Source organism: Leptospira wolbachii serovar Codice str. CDC (assembly GCF_000332515.2).
GTDB classification, from domain to species: domain Bacteria; phylum Spirochaetota; class Leptospiria; order Leptospirales; family Leptospiraceae; genus Leptospira_A; species Leptospira_A wolbachii.
The window spans coordinates 438,803-460,266 of record NZ_AOGZ02000014.1 but is presented as its reverse complement, the minus strand read 5'-3'; the positions used below and the strand labels follow the sequence as shown (position 1 = coordinate 460,266).

Below are 21,464 nucleotides of genomic sequence, written 5' to 3'. Positions count from 1 at the left end.
AGAGAAGGGAGAATGTATGGAATCTACAGCCAGTTTAGACAAGGCAACTTTTGAATTTTACAAACCAGATAATTTTCCAAAGGGACTCACTCGTAAGGTTGTAGAATCCATCTCTCATATCAAAAACGAACCAAGTTGGCTTGCTGAATTTCGTTTGAAGGCTTTTGAAGTCTATGAACAAAAACCCATGCCTACTTGGGGGTTCATTCCTCAATTTCATATTAATATCGATGACTATGTACATTACGTGGGTTCCAACCAAAAGAAGAAAAAATCTTGGGATGAAGTGGATCCAGAAATCCTACGAAGTTTTGAAAAGTTAGGAATTCCTGAACACGAAAGGAAGTATCTTGCGGGAATCGAAACCATGAACGATTCCGAAACCATCTATGCCAATGTCAAAAAAGAACTTACCGATCTCGGAATCATTTTCTGCGACATTGATACTGCCATCAAAGAGTATCCGGAACTCGTTCGGGAGTATTTGGGAACTGTGGTTACCATTGGAGACAATAAATTCTCGGCTCTAAATTCAGCAGTCTTTAGCGGGGGTTCTTTTGCTTACATTCCTAAAGGAGTCAAAACTCCTATGCCTCTTCAGGCTTATTTTAAAGTAACGGCTGCAAGTTCCGGACAATATGAACGGACACTCCTTATTGCTGACGAGGGTGCACATTTAGAATACAGTGAAGGCTGCACTTCTGTCCAAGATAAGGGTACGAATTTCCACACAGCCGTTGTAGAGCTTGTTGCTAAAAAAAAATCTAAGATCTTTTATACCACCATCCAAAATTGGAAAAAGAATATGTACAATTGGACCGTGAAACGGGGGATATGCGAAGAAGCGGCCCACATCACCTGGACTGATTGTAATATTGGTGCCAATACCATCAAATACCCTGGGATCATCTTAAAAGGAGATCATTCTACTGGGGATGTTCTTTCCTTAGCTTTTGCCGGCAGTGGCCAGGTGCAAGATACGGGAGCTCGGATCATCCATGTGGGAAAAAATACAAGGTCCAATATCCTTGCAAAAGGTGTGGCACTAGACGGGGGAATCAATTCTTACCGCGGGCTTGTGAAGTTTGAACCATCGAGCAAAGGTTCCTATAGTCATATCAAATGTGATGGGCTGATGATGGACAACCGATCTCAGTCCCATGCTTATCCGTACAACGATGTGTCAGGAGAAGAGGGAACTCTGAACTACGAAGCCACCGTTTCCAAAATTGATGATGACCAATTGTTTTACTTGCAATCCCGAGGGATGTCTGAAGACGACGCGAAGTTACTCATCATCAACGGATTTTGCGAAGGGGTCACCAAACATTTGGATGTGGAATATTCTGTGGAAATGACAAAACTTATCAAAATGATTTTGGAAGATGGGAAGGTCATTGCCGAAAAATAATCGGCAAATGGATTCTTGTTTTTAGAATCCATAGATATCTTTTACTTTGGATTCTTTAAGACAAAATAATTTCTAAAGCCTCTGTACCAATGACTGAATCGGTTGCGTTTTTACTTTTTAAAAACAAGCACGGCCAATGCAGCACTTGCGATTAAGAGCCCCAAATATTCTCGCACTTCTTCCACTTCCATCCCAAAGTAGGGAGCTTGCATGTAGTAATATCCCGCTAAGACTAAATAAACTGGTATTAGGATCCATCCAACAAATGGGGGCACCTGACGATAGAATCCAGCTAGGGCAATAACAGCCACAAAAGCATAAATGGGGAACCAGAGGTAGGGGTCTGGGTCATTCAATTGCAAATAAGCAAAGTACAGGAAGGTGGGGATACAAAGAATTCGAAAGAGTTTCATAGATGCGTATCAGTTTTTTGATTGCGGTTACAAATCCAAGCCAATTATCTTAGGATGGGAACCTTAAGTATTATGAAAATCCAAACCTTTGTCTTATTTTCCATTCTGTCCATGACTCTTTCTTGTGATGATTTAATTCGCAGTGTCCTAAAGAATTACAACAAAACCTATGAAACTGATGGGCAAGTCCTCGGAGCGAAACCTCTTTTTATTGGTGCTGATGCTAACCGGAAACAGGTCACCATCTCTTTGCAAGAAGTGGTGAAAGTAAAGGAACCAACAGACATCCAGTTTCCACCAGGAGACTCTCCCTTTTTATTCGCTTTGGAGAAAGCAGGGAATATGATTCTTTTCCATCGGGAAAAAAAGACAAGTCGTGTCCTTGCCACATTCCCAGTCATCACAGACAGTGAAGAAGGTTTACTTGGTCTCACTTTTCATCCTCAATTTCCGAAACAACCAAAGTTATATACCAATTATGTTAAAGCGATAGGCAACAAAGATGTGACCATTGTTTCTGAATGGGTGGTAGAAAACCCTACTAACTTTGAGGGAATGAAACTTGCAAGCGAACGGGTGTTACTGCAAGTGGAACAACCTTATCCGAACCACAACGGCGGGCAATTAGCCTTTGGTCTGGATGGGTATTTATACATTGGGTTAGGAGACGGGGGTTGGAGAGCCGATCCAAAAAACCACGGTCAAAACCCAAACACCTTACTTGGATCCATTTTAAGAATCAGTGTGACTCCAGACACCCAGTCAAAAAAACCATATTCCATTCCTTCAGACAATCCCTTTGTGGGAAAAGCAGGTTATGCACCGGAAACTTTTGCTTATGGGATTCGTAACCCTTGGCGCATGAGTTTTTCACCTGACGGACGTTTGCTTGTAGCAGATGTAGGCCAAGATGCTTATGAAGAAGTGGATATCATTCTTTCTGGAAAAAACTATGGTTGGAACCAAACAGAGGGATTCCATTGTTTTACTGACGGCTGTAATACGGCTCTTTACCAACCTCCTTTTTATGAATATGGTAGAGACGAAGGCCAATCTATCACTGGTGGATATGTGTATACTGGATCAGCCATTCCTGATTTGAAAGGAATGTATGTGTTTGGCGATTTTATCCAAGGAAAAATTTGGGCGATCCCGGTTCCCAAACCAGGGGAGAACTCAAAAGTTACAGAAACCATAACTCTTGGAAAATGGAACTTACTCATTCCAACATTTGGACGGGACAATGATGGGGAAATCTTTGTGGCCGACTACCAAACGGGAACCATTTACAAAATGGTAAAACCGTAAACATTGAACCGAACAAAAAAACAATCGATCACTATTTTTGCCTTATGGAAGTTACTTAATTTTTATTTATGAAAAAACTATTTTCTAAATTACCGTTTTACATCCGGTTTCATTTACTTTTGGCAAGCCTTGGAATTGTATTTCTTACTATTTACCGAGTCTGCTTTTTTGCCATGTATTCCTACCGAATTCATGACAAATCAATTTGGATCCTCTTAAAAGCATTTTTAAAAGGGGCCAGATTTGATATCTCCGTATTATGTGTGTTACTTGGTGTGAGTTTGTTGTATTCTTCATTACACTTTCTCAATCGTAACCGTATTTACCGAGCTGTCTGGAGAACCTTTCCTGTCATATTGATTATCCTACTTCTTTTCCTGCTCATCGCTGACTTGATTTATTATGAGAACGGAAACAAACATTTAGGATATGAAGCCTTTGCTTATCTTGGGTTTGAGATGTTGCCTCTTGTGGGTTCTGCCTTTTCCCAAAATCCTTTTCTGTTTTTACTTGGGCTTTTTGTGATCGGAGGGATTAGTTTTGGAATTTATAAAATCCAATCTAAGTTTCCTTATTCTCATGTAAATTTGCACTACAAATGGGCTGGATTACAATTCCTTGTGGTTTTGGCCCTTTTGGTTCTTGGAATCCGTGGAGGAATCCAGACAAGCCCCCTTCGCACCAGCGACGCCATCATCACGAAAGAAACCATCATCAATGACTTAGTTCTGAACCCCGGCTTTACTGTGATTACCGACTTAAAGATGACCAAGGTGGATGACCGTCACTTTATGAAGTTAAGTGATGCAAGCGCCATCGTACAAAAAGAAGTGACCTATCCAGGTGCCACTTTTGTGAGCGAAGAATACCCACTCCTTCGTAAAACCACTCTCACTACAAACAAACCCCTACCTCATATCGTTGTGATTGTGTTAGAGGGTTGGACTGGAAAATTCATCGATATCATTGGAACAGGTAAGGTCGAAGGAAAAGTAGTCACACCATATTTCAACCAACTCATACGCCAAGGGATGTTCTTTAAGAACTTTTTTGCGAGTGGGGGACGTACCACCAATGGACTTATGGCTCTTATGGGTGGTATTCCTGATCGGCCAGGCCTAACAGCAGTTCGTACACCACAAATTCTCAATCGTTTTTCAGGACTTGGGAATATTGCAAAAACCATTGGATATGAAACTCTTTTTGTCACAGGAACCGATCTTAGTTTTAATAATAAGGGAAGTATCATGTACCATTGGGGTTTTGATACTCTTGTCGGAAAAAATGAGTTAGAAAAAGTTCCTGAATACAAAACAGGACCTTGGAGTTATTTGGATGAAGCTTCCCTCGATGCCATGCATAAAAAACTCCTTCTTGTGAAATCAGAAAAACCAATTGTTTCTGTCATTCATACAGGAACCACTCACTATCCTTACAAAGTGCCAGAGGAAAAGTATCGTTTGTTTGAATCAACTACTCAGGACAGCGAATACTTAAATGTTCTCCATTATGCGGATTCTGCCCTGAATGAATATATGGAAAAAGCTAAAAAGGCTCCTTACTTTAAAGACACCATTTTCTTTTTTGTCTCTGACCATAGCCACCACCGATTTCTCAATTATTATGAAGATCGTAATGTTCCTCTCCTAATTTATGCTCCCGGAAAAATCAAACCGGAACTTCGTGAAGATTTTACATCTCAACTCGATTTAATCCCGACCATTCTCGGATTTATGGAAAGGGAAGTTTACTTTAGTGTGATGGGTCGGGACCTAAGGAAAGTGAAGGGACAGTCAGCTTATTTTGCTTACGGGAATATCTTTGGGTGGATTGAAGATGACTTTTTGTATTACCAATCGGTATCTGGCGGGCAAGGCGAAACAAAAACCATCAAACCACCGTTTGTGGACGTTGGACTTTGTTACAAGGATATTAACCTATGTAAAAAACATGGAGATAAAACCAAAGCTTTCCTAAATTTAGGAGACGAACTCCTGAAGTCGAACCATTTGTTCCCTTCGGAGTCCGTTCTAAAAGAGATTAAATCTAATACCAAGTATTAGAAATATTACTCAAATCAAAGAAGGTCTTTCGTTTGAGGATGATCCATACTAAGGATACAAACGAGAGGCCAATGAGTGGAATCGCAAAGATTTCAATTTTTGGAATATTGGAATACACAAGGGCACCCACAAAAGCTAAAATAAAAAGGACATTCCGAACCACTTCCGTTCTTCTCGACCATCGTTTCATCTCCATAGTCCTATCTATGGAGAACAAACTAAAGATAATTACAACAGATAAGATTCCTAGGGTCACCATATCTTTTTCCAAATTGATTTTTGCTACCTTCCAAATCACAAGACCCACTCCCATTAGTACGGCTGCTTGGAGAGCTACATAAACCATCACACCCATTGGAGGTTTTGGATCATACTTGACCACCTTGTTTGGCTCGGGAGCCACATCAGCATTTGTGATGAGGTAAGTGGGTTTCCAACCGGGAGGTCCAAAAATTGTTTTAAACACATCACCAAACGATTTACATTCTAATACTTGGAAGAACATATCTTTGAATACATGTAGGTTTACCGTGATCGGGTTGAATGAGTTCACGGGTTTAGTCAAACCGTAAATGGGTTCTTCTGCTTCCCATTCAAAGGATCCAAACATACGATCCCAAATGATAAAAATTCCTCCATGGTTACGGTCAATGTATTTGGGTTGGATTCCATGGTGGACTCGGTGGTTTGAGGGAGTTACCATAAACTGTTCAAAAAATCCTAATTTTCCGATAAAACGAGTGTGGACCACAAATTGGTATACTTTTAAAATTCTGTGACTGAGTAAAAACATAGGCCAAGGAATTCCAAGGAGTGCCATGGATAGAAAGTAAGTATATTCGAATATTCTTTGTAATCCATTCCCACGAAAGGCAACGGATAAATTCATTTCTTGTGTGGAGTGGTGCGTGACATGAGTGGCCCAAAACAAATTGATTTCATGACAATGTCTATGAAACCAGTAATAGACAAAATCAGCAAAAACAACCGCAAAACTCCAAGCTCCAAGAGCCTGCCAGTTAACTGAAAAACTAGGCGAAAAACGAAACGGGCTTTCCAGTGGAAAAAAATGGAAACCTAATGCAGAGAGTGAAAAATTCTTCTCTACTTTGTCATAGACATAGAGTGCTCCGAGTAGGATAACCACCCCAATCAAAGCAAAGATCACACCTGTACTCACGTCAGCAATGAGAACGTTCAATCGGTAATATTTTTTTCCTTTGATGTAGGAAACAAATATCTCGATTCCTATCAGCGCGACCATGACGATAAAGGCATATTCCATAAAGGCGTCGCTATTCATTCGTAAAATTTCCTCACTTGATACTAGGCTTTTGAATCAATGCGTGTAAGTCAATGTCCATTTGGACTCAGTAATTTCACTAAGAATGGTCCTAGACTTCCATTTTAGACTTGTTCCGATATTGATTCTGGAGTATGAATTAGAGAATTGCCGGAAATCCTTGTCCCTCTGGGGGGCGCAGAAAAGATTGGCTAAAGGTGGGAAATCCAAACAAATGAAAGAGGAAATACCGGTTCTCAAAGGGAAAACCAAAAAAGAACTAGAAGAGCTATGTGTTTCCTTAGGTCTGGAAAAATACCGAGCAGCACAAATTTATACAGGGATCTATAAGAGCCGTTATACGAACTTAGACCAGTTCACCACCCTGTCCAAAGAAGCCCGAGAAAAATTAAAACAACATACCTCTTATCCCGAAATTGAACTCGGAAGGGACCTTGCATCCAAAGAAGACGGCACTCGCAAATTCACTTTTTATGTAGGTGAAAACAAAGAGATTGAGGCTGTCTGGATTCCCTCAGGCGATGGCGGGCGAAAAACCATCTGTATTTCTTCTCAAATTGGATGTACTCTCAATTGTAAATTCTGCGCCACCGGCCTTTTGGAATACAAGGGCAACCTTCACACTTGGCAAATCCTGGACCAAATCTTACAAGTGGAACGTCTTGTCGGAGACCGTGCTACCAATATTGTTTTTATGGGAATGGGGGAACCCATGCATAATTACTTTTCTGTGATGAAGGCAGCCCATATCCTTCGTGACCAGGAAGGTTTTGGTCTTGGGGCACTTCGAATCACAATCTCTACTGCCGGTGTGACAACGGGAATCCATCGATTTATCGAAAACAAAGAACCATTCAATTTTGCAATTTCTCTCAACCACCCCAACCCTAATTCCCGTTCCTCGATTATGGATGTAAACGATAAACATCCGTTAGATAAACTTGTTGAATCTGCAAAAAGATTCACAAAGGAACTAGACCGCGCCATTACTTTTGAATATGTAATGATCCCCGATGTAAACATGGGTCGCGACAATGCGGAGCGTCTTGCAAAGATTGCACGTTCAGTCAATAAGTGTAAAATCAATGTGATTCCACTGAATACCGATTTTACCGGATGGCGTAGACCTACAGACGATGAAGTAAAAGATTTTGTCATGCATCTCAAAGCTAAAACAACAGCTCCCATTCTCAACCGGAGGAGTCCTGGTCGGGACATCAACGGTGCTTGCGGAATGTTAGCTCTAAAAGGAATTCGAAGTGAAACACGGTAAATGGATCTTAACTCTTGCGATAGCTGTCTTTTTTATCAATTGCCAAGATATCGTCGAAAAAAAATGCCAGGCAGCTTGCGAAGTATTTGTCACTTGTACTGAGGAAGAACTTAAACTCACGCTTGCCCCTGATGTCAAACGTACAGGCCGCATCCAATGTATGGACGGCTGTACCACACACAATAGTGATATCCTCCAATGTTATGACCAAGAACCCAATTCTTGCAAAGGATTTGGACAATGCCTCCTACAAATTGGTACTTTAGAATGAAAGAAACACTGAACCCCTCTGAAAGAATTTTTTATCGAATTCTATTACTGATCGCATCCCTCCCTGTTTTATTTACTCTTCCTTTGGATGTGATCGATATTGATAGTTCTCAGTATGCAGGGATAAGCCGCGAACTCGTGTTGTCTGGTGATTTTTTTACTTTGTTCGATAATGGAAGGCGTTATTTAGACAAACCCATTTTAACTTTTTGGACGATTGCCACATCCTTTTCTTTATTTGGGATTAACAATATTGCATTTCGGATTCCTGCTATTCTACTCAGTTTACTTTCTGTTTTTTCGATCTACCGAATCACCATTCTAACTGGTGGAAAAGAAAGACAAGGTTATTTGGCATCTTTTGCATATCTACTTGCTCCTGGTTTTTATGCCATGATCGTAGATCCCAAAATCGATGTGTATCTCACTGCATATTTGGTTTTTACTTATCATTTTTATTACTTAGGAAGAAAGAAAAATCCAAACTTCTTTTACTTAATGTATCTGATGATGTCTATGGGATTTATTACCAAGGGTCCTATCTCTGTTGTGATCCCAGCATTGTCCATTGGTGGGGATATTCTTTTTCGCAGGGATTGGAAGTTGTTATTATCGATGAGAGTCCCTACAGGGATTTTGGTTCTAGCCTCCCTTCCTGCCTTCTGGTGTGTTTTACTCTATAAAAGTTTTAACTCTTATGGCCCATCCTTCTTTTTGTGGATTCAATCCTTCGGTCGTTTTTACAAAGAGATGTACGATGTAAAATTTGATCCGTTCTACTTTTATAAATCCTTTTCTTGGGCTTTCTTTAGTGGGGTGGTGCCGATGATTATCTACATCGCATTTCGCACTTACAACTATATCAAGTCTTTGGGATGGAAGGAAATCCTTCGCAAAATCCGCGCTAACGAATACAAAGAAATCGACTTCGTGATTCCGTTTTGGGTATTTCTATTTTTATTCTTAATTTCTTTTTCAAGATTTCCTCTCCCGCAGTACACCTATTGGGTTTTGCCTGGAGCAGCCTTATATTTCGGGAAGATTGCCGAAGAAAGTTTGTTTCGTTCTACTGTAGAACGTTTGCGTCCGTCTTTCCTTATCGCTGGTCTTGTGTATTTGGTGGGATACTTTCTTATCCCTATCTTTGTAGCCGATGTTGGAATTGTTTATTATGTATTTGGTGCGATCGGAATTCTATTTATCATGTTATCGGCCCAACTCATTCCACTGGAAGTTCTTGTCACTTTAGTGGGTGCCACTCTCTTCTTTAGTGCGATAAGCATTCAATTTTATCCACTACTCACTAGTTACCAGCCTGCTAAAGAATTTGGCGCCAAAATCAAAGAACTAGAACCAAACGAACCAGTTGTTTATACCTTTTGGTTGTCCAATTCCAAACGGTCTTACGGTTTTTATGCAGAAAGAAATTTTAGAAACGTATATGATCGGGATAAATTAGACAAACTTTGGTCAGAAAAGCCGGAGAGGCTTCTCATCCTACCTTCCGAAAAACTTGGTCAATTACAGGAACTGGCAGGGCCTGGATACAGCATTGTGCCGGTTTTGGAACGTGAATCCTTCAAAGTGGCCACACCCACCATCGGTTTCTTGAAAAAAGAGACAAGAAACCTCGTCACAAAGAAAATTTCTTTGGTTTGGCTAAAAAAAATTCAGGGGAAATCTTCTAAAAATTCGAAAGTATAACTAGGCTAAATTGTGTAAGTCTGGTTTTTAGGGCCCTTCGATGTCAAATCAGGGCCTTTTTTTTTGCCCTCTCCGGATCCGCCGATTCTATTTTCTAGAGACATGTACTAATGGTTTACAGCGGATCACCGTTGTTCCTTTCCAACAAAAAACAATTTTGGAAATATTTTTCCAAGAAATCCTTTCCATTTTTTAAAAACACGGTGTAATGACACGTCACATACGGTGCTATATGAAAAGTTTAAAATACATCCTCGGTTTATATACATTCTTCTCCATCTTAGTTTTATCAGTGGTTGTATCGACTCTCATCTTGTATTTAAATTGGGGGCTTCTTGTTAAAGTCTACCGAGGAGAAATGGAAAACGCAGGCAAAAGTGCTGGGGCCGAACTTTCCAATTATTATAAATCGCAACTGCGAATCGCAGGGCTTCTTTCCAAACAAAGAGAGATCGTAGAATCCTTTCAATCCGGAAAGGCAAAATTTGCAACCGATCTCCTCGTTGGTATGATGCAAGAAGCGAATGGGGAATATGAAAATATCTTTTTATCGGCACCCATCCAAAATGCCAAAATCTTTGCTGCAGGAATTCCAAGGTCAATCGGATATCAATTGGAAGAAGCTAAAGTAGGGGACCATGTTGTTGTCGCACTAAAGAAGAAATTTTTAATTGGATCTGTCCAAGAGTCACCAATCACTGGTTTGCCGGTGAGTTTAGTTTCTTTTCCCATTGAAGATAATGGCAGGCTTGTGGGAATATTATGGATTGCATTGAATTTGGAACAAGTTTCCAAACGAATGGGAGAAGGAATTCATGTGGGTTCTAATGGTTATGTCACAGCCATCACCACCAAGGGAGTTGTCTTTGCTGGTCCCGACAAATCGAAAATTCTAAAAATGGATTTAAGTAAAATTCCCGAAGGCCGGCCTATCCTTGAAGCCAAGGATGGAGCCTACTTTGAATATACGGAAAATGGAAAAGATTTTGCCTTTCTTATCAAACGACTAGAAGAATGGAATACCATCATTGGAGTGGTACTCCCTAAATCGGATATGAATTCTGGATTCATTCAGGTTGCGATCACGGCTCTTGTGGTTGTGTTTTTAATCACCGCCCTTGTTGTTTTTGGCATCTTTCGATTTCTTAAAAAACGTTTGTTACCTTTAGAAACATCTGTTGCTACTTTAGATAAAATGGCTGCTGGAGATTTAACCGAGTCATTCACTCTTACCAATCATGATGAAATTGGACAAATGAATTTAGCACTCGATGGTTTTGTGAAAAGTATTCGTAACTCTCTCGGAGAGATCCAGACAGTCGCAGAAGAGATTGCGTCCTCTTCCGAAAGTTTGCGTGATTCTTCTGCTAGTTTTTCGGATATGGCACAAGGAACAGCGGCCTCGGCAGAGGAGATCTCGGCAACCACAGAAGAGGTGGTGGCAAGTATGGAAACAACAGCAGCCTCCACTGTCAAACAACACGACAACATCCTGGAATTTAATCAAAAGATCATGGAACTTTCCAAAGGGGCCATCCAAATTGAAAAGGATACCAAGGCAGCCCTCGCCAATACAGAAAACATTACCAAACAAGCCAAACTCGGTGGTGAGTCCTTAAACCAAATGAAGGATGTGATTGGCGTCATCCTGGAATCTTCTTCTGAAATGAAAGAAGTCATTGGCATCATTGACGAAATCTCTGACCAAACCAGTTTACTTGCTTTGAATGCTGCCATCGAAGCGGCAAGAGCAGGGGAGGCGGGGCGGGGATTTGCCATTGTCGCCGAAGAAATCTCCAAACTTTCCGATAAAACCGCCCACTCCATCCAAGCGATCGAGGATATGATCGGAAAGAACAGCAAGGAATTAGAGGAAGGTGCCAAAGGAATTCGTTCCTCGGTGGAACTACTGAACCTCATCATTCGAGATATTGCCGAAGTCGAAAGTGTAATGAAACGTCTTTCAGAAGCTACCAAATCCCAACTGAGTTACAACCAAGAAGTGGATGAACGGTCAGCAGAAGTTGGTCGTGAATCGGAGTCCATACGTGGGGCCATCGACGAACAGAAACGGGCCATAGAACAAATTTCGCAGTCTGTCATTGGAATCAATAATGAAACCATGCACATTGCGACGGGTTCTGATCTCGTGGCATCCTCTTCTCAAAGTTTATCTCATGCGGCTGAAACCTTGCGCACCATTACCAAGCGGTTTACCATAACGAGGAGCTAGAGGGATAGATTCGAGTGGACCTCATGCAAATCTTAGGCCGATTCTAACCCATTCTAATTTTTTAAGTTAAAAATAACGCCCGTTTGGTGGCCATAAGCGATCTTATTGAGACTCGGTTTCAATAAAGAAAGTTTCAAAAAAAATTAGAATTATGTCTCTTTTCATGTTTTTTCGCAACCAAAACCCTTACATACTTGCTTTTTTTCTTATTTTACCTTTCCTTGTCAGAAGACAGTGTAAACGGATTCAGGAAATCTGCGAATGAATATAAAAATACTCAAGATCTCTGTGCCTATCGTTGCGATTGCAGCGCTTGCATATTTGATTTTTTCACCTAGCCGTTATGTGGGCTATTCACCCGACCAGCCCATCCCCTTCAACCACAAGATACATGCGGGCGATAACAAAATCGACTGTAAGTATTGCCATACCGGTGTTGAAAATTCGGCCCATGCCACAATTCCTCCAAGTTCCACTTGTATGAACTGTCATGGAGCAGGTAACGTAGCGGGTAACCAAGAACATGTTAAGTGGCTTAAAGAACAATACGACAGCAACACTCCAGTTCCCTGGGTGAAGGTTCATGACCAACCAGACTTCGTATACTTCAACCATTCAAGACACGTACAACGCGGTGTTGATTGTTCCACATGCCACGGCAACATGGCAGAGATGGTAAAGGTTAGACAGTCCAAGTCCCTCAATATGGGATTTTGTGTCGATTGCCATAGAGAGAACAATGCTCCTAACGATTGTTCTACGTGCCACAGATAATCGGGAGACAAGTAATAATTTATGATGAAAGACGATAGTTTCCAAAAAGAAAAAAAATCGCTTTGGCAGTCTTATGAACTTCGCGGAACTTCTCGCGAACGTGAATTGCAAAAGCAAGAGTTCTATAAATCTCCGGATCCCCTGATTGCAAAAATCAAAAAGGGTGATTTCGATCGTAAAACTTTCCTTAAGTTTATGGGTGCCTCGGTTGTGATGACAACTGTGGGTTGTATCCAAAAACCTGCTGAAAAAATTGTTCCTTATGTGAACCTCACCATCAAGAACCCAGACAACAACGAAGTAGAACAGTATGACTTCGTAAAACATGGACACTCTTACCACTATGCATCAGTATGCGGTGGATGTTCTGTTGGTTGCGGTGTTCTCGTAAAAGCAAAAGACGGACGACCTTTGAAACTCGAAGGAAATCCAAACCATCCGATTTCGGAAGGTGCTCTTTGTGCTTCGGGACAAGCTTCTATTTTTGATCTATACGATGCAGACCGTGCCAAAGAACCACAACAAGTGGTAAATGGTGCCGCAAAATCTAGCGACTGGTTCGTTCTAGATAAAGATGTAAAAGAGAAACTAAACGCCAACAAAGGAAAAACCATTGTTGTCACAAAACCTCTTACATCTCCTGCAACGGGGGAATTCATTTCTGAATTCTTACGTTCTGTAGGTGGTGGAAAACACATCGAAGTGGCTTTTGCTTCTTCTGATGATGCGATCACAATTGCTCAAGAGAAATCTTACGGAAAGGCAGTACTTCCTAACTACCATTTCGACAAAGCAAAAGTCATCCTTTCCATCGACAGTGACTTTTTAAACAACACAAACTACCACAATGACTTTTCCAAAAGAAGAGACTTGACTGGTAAGAATGTAAAATCTTTCAACGCCTTCATTGCGGCAGAAACTCATCCTTCCATGACGGGTTCTAATGCTGACCAAAGAGTCCCAATCAAACCTGGGGACCAAAGAAAGTTTGCCCTAGTGATTGCAAAGGCTCTTTCTGATTTGGGAGTAGGTGGATCGACTGGTGTTTCTGGAATCAATGTAGAAACGGCAGCATCTGAGCTTGGAATTTCTAAAGAAGTAGTTCTTCGCACGGCGAAGGCTCTTGCTTCTGCTAAGGGTGAATCTCTTGTGGTGGCCGGTGGTTCGAATGCTCTAACCGCAGACGCAGTCGATCTTCAAATCGCAGTCAACATGCTCAACAGCATGCTTGGTAACGATGGAAAAACAATCGATGCTGGAAATCCTTTGAAAGAAGGTCTTTCTAATTACTCTGAAAATTTAAAAACTCTCGCAAAAGATTTAAAAGAAAGAAAGGCCGGTGTGGTCATTCTTTTTGGTGTGAACCCAGTATACGAAGCGCCAAACGGAGATGAGTGGAAAAAACTCCTTCATGAAGCAGCACAAGTAGTGCAAGTTTCTGACCGAGTGGACGAAACAGCTCTTGCTTCCAATTGGCTTGCTCCTGTGTCTCACTTCCTTGAGTCTTGGGGAGATAATGAATCGGTAGCAGGAATTGTTTCCGTACAACAACCAACCATCCGACCACTCTTCCAATCAAAAGCATTTGAAGACATGCTCATCACTTGGGCTGGTGGATCTCTTCTTGGTGCGAGTTCGTTATACGATTACCTCAAAACAAAATACTCGAAAAAAACAAACTGGGAAGACCTACTTAGAAAAGGTGTGTTAGTTTCTGGAAATCCAAAAGCTGACAAATCAGGAAGATCGTTCCGTGGAACCATCGCTCCTCTATCTCCTTCTAAATCAGGTTTAACTGTTTCTCTTTACGAAAGCACCGCTATCGGTTCTGGCGAAAGAGCAAACAACTCCCAACTCCAAGAACTTCCAGATCCAGTATCAAAAGTGACTTGGGACAATTATGTTGCGATTAGCCCGCAATACTCTCGTTCGTCGGGAATCAAACTCAATGATGTCGTCACAGTCACTGTGGGCGGGAAATCATTTGAACTTCCGGCACTCGTCCAACCGGGCCTCCATCCAGAAGCAGTGGGAATTGCTCTTGGTTATGGAAGAACGAATGTGGGAGAGATTGGAAACGGAGTGGGTAAAAATGCCTCCATTCTTGCAGCAGAAGTAAACGGATCCACTGTATACTCTGGACTTTCGATCACTCTTTCTCCTACAGGGAAGAAATACAAACTCGCTACCACACAGGATCACCATATGATGAGCCCGGGTGTGATGATGGGTGTAGAGTGGAAAGAAAGACCTCTTATCATTTCTGCAAAACTCCAAGATTATGCAAAAAATCCAGGGGCAGGAATTCCTGAACCAGAGATTCCAAAAATCCTAATCGATGGAAAACTACAAAGAGCACAAGGGGCAAATGCTCCGTCTGACCAACCAGGAAGCCAGTTCGCCTACCCAGGATACAAATGGGGAATGGCAGTGGATCTTACTTCTTGTTCTGGTTGTGGTGCTTGCGTAGTTGCATGTAATATTGAAAACAACGTGCCGATGGTAGGACGTGACGAAGTAAGAATGGGTCGTGAGATGCATTGGCTTCGTATCGACCGTTACTATATTGGTGATCCTGAAAAACCAGAATCACTAGAAATCGCACACCAACCACTCATGTGCCAACATTGCGACAATGCTCCTTGTGAGACAGTTTGTCCAGTAGCTGCGACTGTTCACAGTTCGGAAGGAACCAACGATATGGTTTACAACCGTTGTGTGGGAACTCGTTACTGCTCAAACAACTGCCCTTACAAAGTGCGTCGTTTTAACTGGTTAGAACATTGGAATGAACACAACTTACTCGGAGAAGCAACACCTACTTTTAAGGCTCGCCCTCCAAGAAACTTGGGTCTCAACCCAGATGTAACCGTTCGTTCTCGTGGGGTTATGGAAAAATGTAACTTCTGTGCTTCTCGCGTTGCTGAGAAAAAAATCGCAGCGAAAAACGAAGGAAGAACTCTACGGGATGGAGAAGTGAAGGCGGCATGTGAACAAACATGTTCTTCCAATTCCATTGTGTTCGGTAACGTAAATGATCCTGAATCTAAAGTAGCGAAGCTCTTGAAAGACCCTAGGTCTTACAAACTTCTGGAATACCTAAACATCGGACCTGCTGTCACCTACATGACTCGCGTTCGAAACGACGTTTAACAGGGAGAACACAAAGGGAATGTCATTAGCACAAGCAGTTCGAGATAAATTAGACATCCCCGACCTGGTAACAGGCGGGAAGTCGCTTAAAGATGTAACCGTTGATATCGCAAAACCAAACGAAGATTTTCCTACCAAACTTTGGTGGAATACTTTTCTTTTGGTTCTTACGATCACCCTGATCGACGTAGCCATCATTGGTTATTTGTTTTATGAAGGTCTTTACCTCCTCGGGATCAATAACCCGGTAGGTTGGGGATTTTTCGTTGTTAACTTCGTATTCTGGATTGGTATCGGTCACGCAGGAACTTTGATTTCTGCGGTTCTATTCCTCTTCCGTCAAGGTTGGAGAACAGGGATTAACCGTGCCGCGGAAGCGATGACAATCTTTGCCGTACTCGTTGCGGCATCGAACCTCATCTTACACGTTGGTCGTCCTTGGCTCGGATACTGGTTGTTTCCTTATCCAAACGAAAGAGGTCCACTTTGGGTGAACTTCCGTTCCCCACTGATTTGGGATACGTTTGCGGTATCAACTTACCTTTCCATCTCTATGGTGTTCTGGTATTTAGGACTCATTCCTGATTTAGCAACACTTCGTGACCGTGCCACAGAAACTTGGAGAAAGAACTTATACAATGTTCTTGCTTTTGGTTGGGTGGGATCGGCAAGATCTTGGTCTCATTTAGAAATCGTTTCCATGATTCTCGCAGCTCTTTCCACACCGCTAGTTCTTTCGGTTCACACCATCGTATCTTTTGACTTTGCGGTTTCCATCCTTCCTGGATGGCATACGACCATCTTTCCTCCATACTTTGTTGCCGGTGCGATTTTCTCCGGTTTCGCTATGGTGGTAACTCTTATGGTCATTGCTCGTGAAGTATTCAATCTTAAGAACTACATCACCATGAAACACTTGGACAACATGAACAAGATTATGATGGTAACAGGTCTTATCGTTGGTCTTGCTTACGGAACAGAATTCTTTATCGCTTGGTATTCTGGAAACGAATACGAAGTGTTCGCATTCTGGAACAGAGCTTTCGGTCCTTACGGTTGGGCTTACTTTATCATGATTTCTTGTAACGTATTGTCTCCACAAGTGTTCTGGTTCCGCAAACTTCGTTACAATATCCCGGTGATGTTTATCGCATCTCTAGTGGTAAACGTAGGTATGTGGTTCGAACGATTTGTGATCATGATGACTCTGAACCGAGACTTCTTACCGTCCAGCTGGGCGATGTATACACCGACACTTTTCGACTACGCGATGTTAATCGGAACTTTCGGTATCTTCTTTACTCTCTTCCTACTCTGGTGCCGAATTATGCCAGTGATTGCGATTGCAGAAGTAAAAACAGTGATGCCACAGAAAGAAGGAGCACACCACTAGTATGTATCTTCCAAAATTAGAACAGTTTCACAAATATAAAGAAATGGATGAAGGAGTTTTCGGAATTTTCGAAACTCCCGAAGCAATCATACATGCGGCAGAAAAAACCAAAGAAAAGGACTACATTGGATTTGATTGTATCCTTCCTTATCCTGTTCACGGGATTGATGAAGCGATGGGAACTCCAAGATCTGGACTTCCTTGGATCACCTTTGTAGCTGGAATCTTTGGATGTGCGATTGGGATTCTTTTTCAGTATCTCACTCATGCCTATGACTGGCCTCTCAATATCTCTGGAAAATCTCTCAATGCATGGTTTGCCTATGTGCCAATCATCTTTGAATTAACTGTATTTTCTGCAGGGATTTACACTGTAGCTGCACTATGTTTCTTAAGCGGCATTCCCAAAGCAACCCGTCGGATCCTTCACCCGGATTTGACATCTCACAGGTTCGCTCTTTGGATTCCTAAGTCTGCTAAAGGTTATAACGAATCAGAAGTTGTTTCTTTCGTGAAAAGCCTTGGTGGATCGGAAGTAACCGTGGTGAAACCGGAGAACCAAAAATGAAACAAAACATCTTTAGAGTTTTAGCACTTGCGGGACTTCTTGTTCTCGTGAATTGCGATTACAAAACTCCCGTTTATGAATACTTTCCTAGTATGTATGATTCACCTGCGCGTGAATCTCAAGAGGATGATTCTTTTGCAACGAACGGTTCTGCGTCTCGTATTCCTCCTAAGGGTGCGATTCCAGTAGGATACTTCCCATATCCGTATGCTGCAGAAGCAACTCCTGATACTCTTCCTGGGGCTGATAAAGGATTAAAAAATCCTATCGCCAAAGCAAACTTAGGTGATCTTATGATTGGTGAAAAACGATACCAAACATACTGCACACCTTGCCATGGGGTGAGAGGACTTGGAAATGGAACTGTTGTGGGACCTGCACCAAGGTTTCAACAATCACCTCCTTCTGTTGTCTCTGATAAAATCAGGGGTTGGTCTGATGGACAAGTTTACCATATCATCACTATGGGTCGTGGACTTATGGGAAGTTATGCTTACCAAATCGAACCAGAAGACAGATGGAAGCTCATTGCTTACATAAGAAAACTTCAAGAATATGAAGTTCAAAATAAAAAGGCGAACTAGGGGAAACTATGAGCGCGACAAAAGCAGCTAAACTAGACGAAAAATTACTGCAGTTCAAACTGCCGGCAACCCTTCGTAATGCCCTCATTGCCATGATCGGAATAGGAGTGGTGAGTTTTCTCATCGCTTTCCTAGGTTTCGGTCATGAAACAACTCGTCACATGGACGAAGCAGGTCATTTCCACCACACAAACTTAGGTTACCATATTCTACTGATTGGAACTTACTTTGTCATTGGTCTTGCCATCACGGGAATTTTCTTTACCGCAATCCAACACTTAACAGGGTCTCATTGGTCTGTCACTGTGAGACGACTTTTTGAAACCTATGGACTTTTCACTCCCATTGCAGGCCTGCTGCTTGTGGGTGTAATTTTTGGAATGCATGACCTTTATGAATGGGCGGATGCGTCGGTTCGTGAAAACGATCACCTCATCCACCATAAGTCGGGTTATTTAAACCCAACGGCATTCATCATTCGTTGTGTAGCGTTCATTGGTATTTGGACTATCTTTGCTTACATCTTTCACGGAAAGTCGGTCGGCCAAGACAAAGACAAAGTTGTGGATACAACAAAAACTTTGGCAAAGATTTCTGGGGGATTCATCCTTTTCTTTGCACTTTCTTGGTGTTTCATGTCGTTTGACCTTCTCATGTCGCTTTCCCCACACTGGTTTTCTACTATGTTTGGTGTGTATGCGTTTGCAGGTGCTTTCCAAACGTCCCTTGCTTCTTACTTAATTGTAATCGCAATTTTGAAGAAAAACGGATATCTCGGGGAAGCAGTCAACGAAAACCACTACCATGACATTTCAAAATTCCTTTTGGGTATGACTACTTTCTGGGCTTATGTGGGTTTCTCACAGTTTATGCTCATTTGGTATGCAAACATCCCGGAAGAAACTTTCTTCTATGAAATGCGTATGACTGGTGGGTGGGGTTACACAACTCTTGCCCTTCCATTTGTGAAGTTTGTGATTCCTTTCCTTCTCCTACTTAACCGTCCTAACAAAAGAGACATTGATTTCTTATGGAAGTTGTCTGTATGGATTCTTTCGGTTCAGTTCTTCGAACTTTTCTGGTTGGTATTCCCTGCAAACTTCGAGAAGTTTTCCATCCTTCACTTCGTTCTCGCTTTTGGTGGAACTGTAGGTGTGGTGGGAATTTTCGGTTTCTTCGTTTTTAAAAAGTTGGAAAAACACAGCTTAGTTCCGGTTGGAGATCCTCGTTTAGATGAGTGCCTCCACCACCACCAATAGGAGAATGGAATTGAAAAACAAGATTGTATTACTAATGATTGCCGGAGCAAGTTTCACTGCTTGTTCCAAAAATGCAGAAGTGGCTTGGCATAAAAATTGTGATGCCAAAACCAACAAAGCAAGTTTGGATTTTACTGTTCCATTGTATTCCGAAGCAGATTCTAACTCAAAAGTGGTAGAATTTGTTCCGACAGGAACAGTAGTAAAAGTGTTTGAATCCCGTAACCACAACGTATGGGCACCAAAATACTTTATTAAAGTGCAAACGGCAAAAAACGAAGGTTATATGAGTCCACGTTGTTTTGTTGTAAACCAAGACCCAGAAGTAAGTGTTTGGAGATATTCTAAAGGACTCGTGAAGGAATACAATCCCTTCTATAGTCCTTCAGACAAAACACATTATCCTCGTGGGTATGAGTATGGTAGCTTAAAGGATCTTTCGAAAGAAAAGATTCCACTTTCTGACCTAACCAAAGGTTTGGAAGAAGTTCCTTATACAAACAAAAACATGTTAAAACAAAACTAATCTTAGTCGGAGCGAATCCGACATTGATAATAAAAAAGGATCCGAGGTTTTTGCCAAGGGTCCTTTTTTTATTTAATGCCACTTGACAAAAGTTATGTGTTGTTTCATTTTGTTGTCTTTGTAAAGGTAAGAATGAATGAAACAGATGTTATATAGACTTTCGATTGGAATTTTTAGCATATTGATCGCTATAAATTGTAGTACGGCAAAAATTAAGGATGCGAAACCAGATGTAAATGGACCTAATTTAAACATTTACTTACTTGGATATGATACAACAAACTATGTTGGAAAAAAACATATTACGGATAGTAATTATGAATTTGCAGAAGTGGATATCGCATTCCAGAACGTATCGAAAGAGCCTTACCCAATTGATTTTCCATATATGTATAATGAAGCAAAGGGGAATAGTGCTGAATCAGCAAGTATAGTAGGACTTTCGTATTGCTGTCATTTTGGTGAAGATTTATTGCAAGACCTAAAATCAATAGTCTTATTCACATCCCTATACGAAGCAACTCTTTCTCCCGGACAGATTGAAACGAGAAGATATTATTACTTAATAAAAAAAGGAGAAATTCCCAAAGAATTAACTTTCTATAAAAAGTTAAAAAAAGAAAAGGATGCAAAAGAAGGTTTAGAAAAAATTGCTGTGATCCCTGTTAAAAAGTAATCATAAAGATTTTAAAAGACCCAAGGGAAACCAAGGGTCTTTTTTTGTTTGCTATCTTCTTTTATTTTATTTAAAAAAACCAGAAAAGATCTTTTACTTTTGGGTTTCTGAGTGTAATGCCGATCCAAAGTAGGAGGCCAATGTATACCGGAAATAATGTGTGAGAGAAAAGTGGATTTCCCACACGCAAATGTATGGCTACGGCTCCACCTAAATAGGCTGTGAGTAGCAGGGCACCTAACGCAGAACTTTGCGGGATGGCATACAAAACAGTGATCACAAGAAGGATGATTCCTATCGTCACTGCTTGGGATCCGGGAATTCCTAATTCCTCCATACTTTTTAAAACAGGTTCAATTTTGGCTAATTTCCCCACTGCATCGAAAAGTAAAAAAGCAATCACAAGACCACTTAGGATCCTTCCCACCCAAAGATACGCTGGAGAGCTATTGAATTCGTTCATAAAACCACCTCTTGTAAAAAATCTATCTAGCCAGAAAAACATATCAACTGATATGTTGTCAATAGAATTTATAATCAATATAAATAAGAG

18 protein-coding genes are annotated in these 21,464 nt (G+C 41.3%); 15 read left to right on the top strand and 3 right to left on the bottom strand.

Translation table 11 applies throughout. The features are described 5' to 3' along the window. Positions 1-16 precede the first annotated feature (16 nt). Positions 17-1,411, top strand: coding sequence for a Fe-S cluster assembly protein SufB (gene sufB, locus LEP1GSC195_RS07735; protein WP_015682112.1), 1,395 nt, complete (start codon positions 17-19; stop codon positions 1,409-1,411). A 110-nt stretch (positions 1,412-1,521) separates the two neighbouring features. On the opposite strand, the gene LEP1GSC195_RS07730 is transcribed toward sufB, so the two are convergent. After that, positions 1,522-1,824 (bottom strand): transmembrane 220 family protein, encoded by a 303-nt coding sequence (locus LEP1GSC195_RS07730; RefSeq protein ID WP_015681738.1) that lies wholly within the window; start codon positions 1,822-1,824, stop codon positions 1,522-1,524. A 72-nt stretch (positions 1,825-1,896) separates the two neighbouring features. Here LEP1GSC195_RS07730 and LEP1GSC195_RS07725 point away from each other — a divergent pair, with 72 nt between their 5' ends. Next, entirely contained in the window at positions 1,897-3,132 is a 1,236-nt protein-coding gene (locus LEP1GSC195_RS07725; RefSeq protein WP_015682235.1) for a PQQ-dependent sugar dehydrogenase, read from the top strand. 68 nt (positions 3,133-3,200) lie between these two features. Further along, positions 3,201-5,195, top strand: coding sequence for an LTA synthase family protein (locus LEP1GSC195_RS07720; RefSeq protein WP_015681286.1), 1,995 nt, complete (start codon positions 3,201-3,203; stop codon positions 5,193-5,195). Here the strand turns inward: LEP1GSC195_RS07720 and LEP1GSC195_RS07715 are convergent. Then, on the bottom strand, positions 5,179-6,498 hold the full coding sequence (locus tag LEP1GSC195_RS07715; protein ID WP_015680735.1) for a sterol desaturase family protein: 1,320 nt from the start codon (positions 6,496-6,498) through the stop codon (positions 5,179-5,181). The genes LEP1GSC195_RS07720 and LEP1GSC195_RS07715 overlap by 17 nt on opposite strands. Positions 6,499-6,712: 214 nt before the next feature. On the opposite strand from LEP1GSC195_RS07715, the gene rlmN reads away from it, so the two are divergent. The 12 genes from rlmN (at position 6,713) to LEP1GSC195_RS07655 (ending at position 20,911) form a co-directional block, all read left to right on the top strand. Further along, a complete protein-coding gene (gene rlmN, locus LEP1GSC195_RS07710) occupies positions 6,713-7,771 on the top strand; it encodes a 23S rRNA (adenine(2503)-C(2))-methyltransferase RlmN (RefSeq protein WP_051122377.1) in 1,059 nt (352 codons plus the stop codon). Continuing rightward, positions 7,758-8,042 (top strand): Cys-rich protein, encoded by a 285-nt coding sequence (locus LEP1GSC195_RS07705; RefSeq protein WP_015682337.1) that lies wholly within the window; start codon positions 7,758-7,760, stop codon positions 8,040-8,042. Before rlmN ends, LEP1GSC195_RS07705 begins: the two co-directional genes overlap by 14 nt. Next, on the top strand, positions 8,039-9,745 hold the full coding sequence (locus tag LEP1GSC195_RS07700; protein WP_040506552.1) for an ArnT family glycosyltransferase: 1,707 nt from the start codon (positions 8,039-8,041) through the stop codon (positions 9,743-9,745). The genes LEP1GSC195_RS07705 and LEP1GSC195_RS07700 overlap by 4 nt, the downstream gene beginning before the upstream one ends. A 232-nt stretch (positions 9,746-9,977) precedes the next feature. After that, positions 9,978-11,978: a methyl-accepting chemotaxis protein gene (locus tag LEP1GSC195_RS07695; RefSeq protein ID WP_015682183.1), complete on the top strand. Its 2,001-nt coding sequence runs from the start codon at positions 9,978-9,980 to the stop codon at positions 11,976-11,978. Positions 11,979-12,239: 261 nt separating this feature from the next. Continuing rightward, positions 12,240-12,752 carry a cytochrome c3 family protein gene (locus tag LEP1GSC195_RS19495; protein WP_002974237.1) on the top strand — a complete coding sequence of 171 codons (513 nt, stop codon included), beginning with the start codon at positions 12,240-12,242 and terminating at the stop codon, positions 12,750-12,752. Positions 12,753-12,776: 24 nt separating this feature from the next. Then, on the top strand, positions 12,777-15,905 hold the full coding sequence (locus LEP1GSC195_RS07685) for a TAT-variant-translocated molybdopterin oxidoreductase (protein WP_040507005.1): 3,129 nt from the start codon (positions 12,777-12,779) through the stop codon (positions 15,903-15,905). 19 nt (positions 15,906-15,924) lie between these two features. Then, entirely contained in the window at positions 15,925-17,298 is a 1,374-nt protein-coding gene (gene nrfD, locus LEP1GSC195_RS07680; protein ID WP_015681874.1) for an NrfD/PsrC family molybdoenzyme membrane anchor subunit, read from the top strand. Position 17,299: 1 nt separating this feature from the next. Further along, positions 17,300-17,866 (top strand): DUF3341 domain-containing protein, encoded by a 567-nt coding sequence (locus tag LEP1GSC195_RS07675; RefSeq protein WP_015681198.1) that lies wholly within the window; start codon positions 17,300-17,302, stop codon positions 17,864-17,866. Further along, positions 17,863-18,450, top strand: a complete 588-nt coding sequence (locus LEP1GSC195_RS07670) for a c-type cytochrome (RefSeq protein WP_015681421.1) — start codon at positions 17,863-17,865, stop codon at positions 18,448-18,450. Before LEP1GSC195_RS07675 ends, LEP1GSC195_RS07670 begins: the two co-directional genes overlap by 4 nt. Positions 18,451-18,458: 8 nt before the next feature. Continuing rightward, complete coding sequence (locus LEP1GSC195_RS07665; protein ID WP_015682527.1) at positions 18,459-19,709, top strand: hypothetical protein; 1,251 nt, start codon at positions 18,459-18,461, stop codon at positions 19,707-19,709. A gap of 10 nt (positions 19,710-19,719) precedes the next feature. Continuing rightward, positions 19,720-20,235, top strand: coding sequence for an Lsa16 family lipoprotein adhesin (locus tag LEP1GSC195_RS07660; protein ID WP_015682769.1), 516 nt, complete (start codon positions 19,720-19,722; stop codon positions 20,233-20,235). A gap of 136 nt (positions 20,236-20,371) precedes the next feature. Then, a complete protein-coding gene (locus tag LEP1GSC195_RS07655) occupies positions 20,372-20,911 on the top strand; it encodes a hypothetical protein (RefSeq protein ID WP_015682099.1) in 540 nt (179 codons plus the stop codon). 70 nt (positions 20,912-20,981) lie between these two features. On the opposite strand, the gene LEP1GSC195_RS07650 is transcribed toward LEP1GSC195_RS07655, so the two are convergent. Further along, positions 20,982-21,374 (bottom strand): DoxX family protein, encoded by a 393-nt coding sequence (locus LEP1GSC195_RS07650; protein WP_015681183.1) that lies wholly within the window; start codon positions 21,372-21,374, stop codon positions 20,982-20,984. Positions 21,375-21,464 lie beyond the last annotated feature (90 nt).

What these genes read in the sequence shown, in the direction of transcription:
- LEP1GSC195_RS19495 (WP_002974237.1), top strand. Translation starts at nt 12,240, where the DNA reads ATGAATATAAAAATACTCAAGATCTCTGTGCCTATCGTTGCGATTGCA.
- LEP1GSC195_RS07655 (WP_015682099.1), top strand. Translation starts at nt 20,372, where the DNA reads ATGAAACAGATGTTATATAGACTTTCGATTGGAATTTTTAGCATATTG.
- nrfD (WP_015681874.1), top strand. Translation starts at nt 15,925, where the DNA reads ATGTCATTAGCACAAGCAGTTCGAGATAAATTAGACATCCCCGACCTG.
- LEP1GSC195_RS07720 (WP_015681286.1), top strand. Translation starts at nt 3,201, where the DNA reads ATGAAAAAACTATTTTCTAAATTACCGTTTTACATCCGGTTTCATTTA.
- LEP1GSC195_RS07685 (WP_040507005.1), top strand. Translation starts at nt 12,777, where the DNA reads ATGAAAGACGATAGTTTCCAAAAAGAAAAAAAATCGCTTTGGCAGTCT.
- LEP1GSC195_RS07715 (WP_015680735.1), bottom strand. Translation starts at nt 6,498, where the DNA reads ATGAATAGCGACGCCTTTATGGAATATGCCTTTATCGTCATGGTCGCG.
- LEP1GSC195_RS07695 (WP_015682183.1), top strand. Translation starts at nt 9,978, where the DNA reads ATGAAAAGTTTAAAATACATCCTCGGTTTATATACATTCTTCTCCATC.
- rlmN (WP_051122377.1), top strand. Translation starts at nt 6,713, where the DNA reads ATGAAAGAGGAAATACCGGTTCTCAAAGGGAAAACCAAAAAAGAACTA.
- sufB (WP_015682112.1), top strand. Translation starts at nt 17, where the DNA reads ATGGAATCTACAGCCAGTTTAGACAAGGCAACTTTTGAATTTTACAAA.
- LEP1GSC195_RS07670 (WP_015681421.1), top strand. Translation starts at nt 17,863, where the DNA reads ATGAAACAAAACATCTTTAGAGTTTTAGCACTTGCGGGACTTCTTGTT.
- LEP1GSC195_RS07665 (WP_015682527.1), top strand. Translation starts at nt 18,459, where the DNA reads ATGAGCGCGACAAAAGCAGCTAAACTAGACGAAAAATTACTGCAGTTC.
- LEP1GSC195_RS07700 (WP_040506552.1), top strand. Translation starts at nt 8,039, where the DNA reads ATGAAAGAAACACTGAACCCCTCTGAAAGAATTTTTTATCGAATTCTA.
- LEP1GSC195_RS07725 (WP_015682235.1), top strand. Translation starts at nt 1,897, where the DNA reads ATGAAAATCCAAACCTTTGTCTTATTTTCCATTCTGTCCATGACTCTT.
- LEP1GSC195_RS07650 (WP_015681183.1), bottom strand. Translation starts at nt 21,374, where the DNA reads ATGAACGAATTCAATAGCTCTCCAGCGTATCTTTGGGTGGGAAGGATC.
- LEP1GSC195_RS07675 (WP_015681198.1), top strand. Translation starts at nt 17,300, where the DNA reads ATGTATCTTCCAAAATTAGAACAGTTTCACAAATATAAAGAAATGGAT.
- LEP1GSC195_RS07730 (WP_015681738.1), bottom strand. Translation starts at nt 1,824, where the DNA reads ATGAAACTCTTTCGAATTCTTTGTATCCCCACCTTCCTGTACTTTGCT.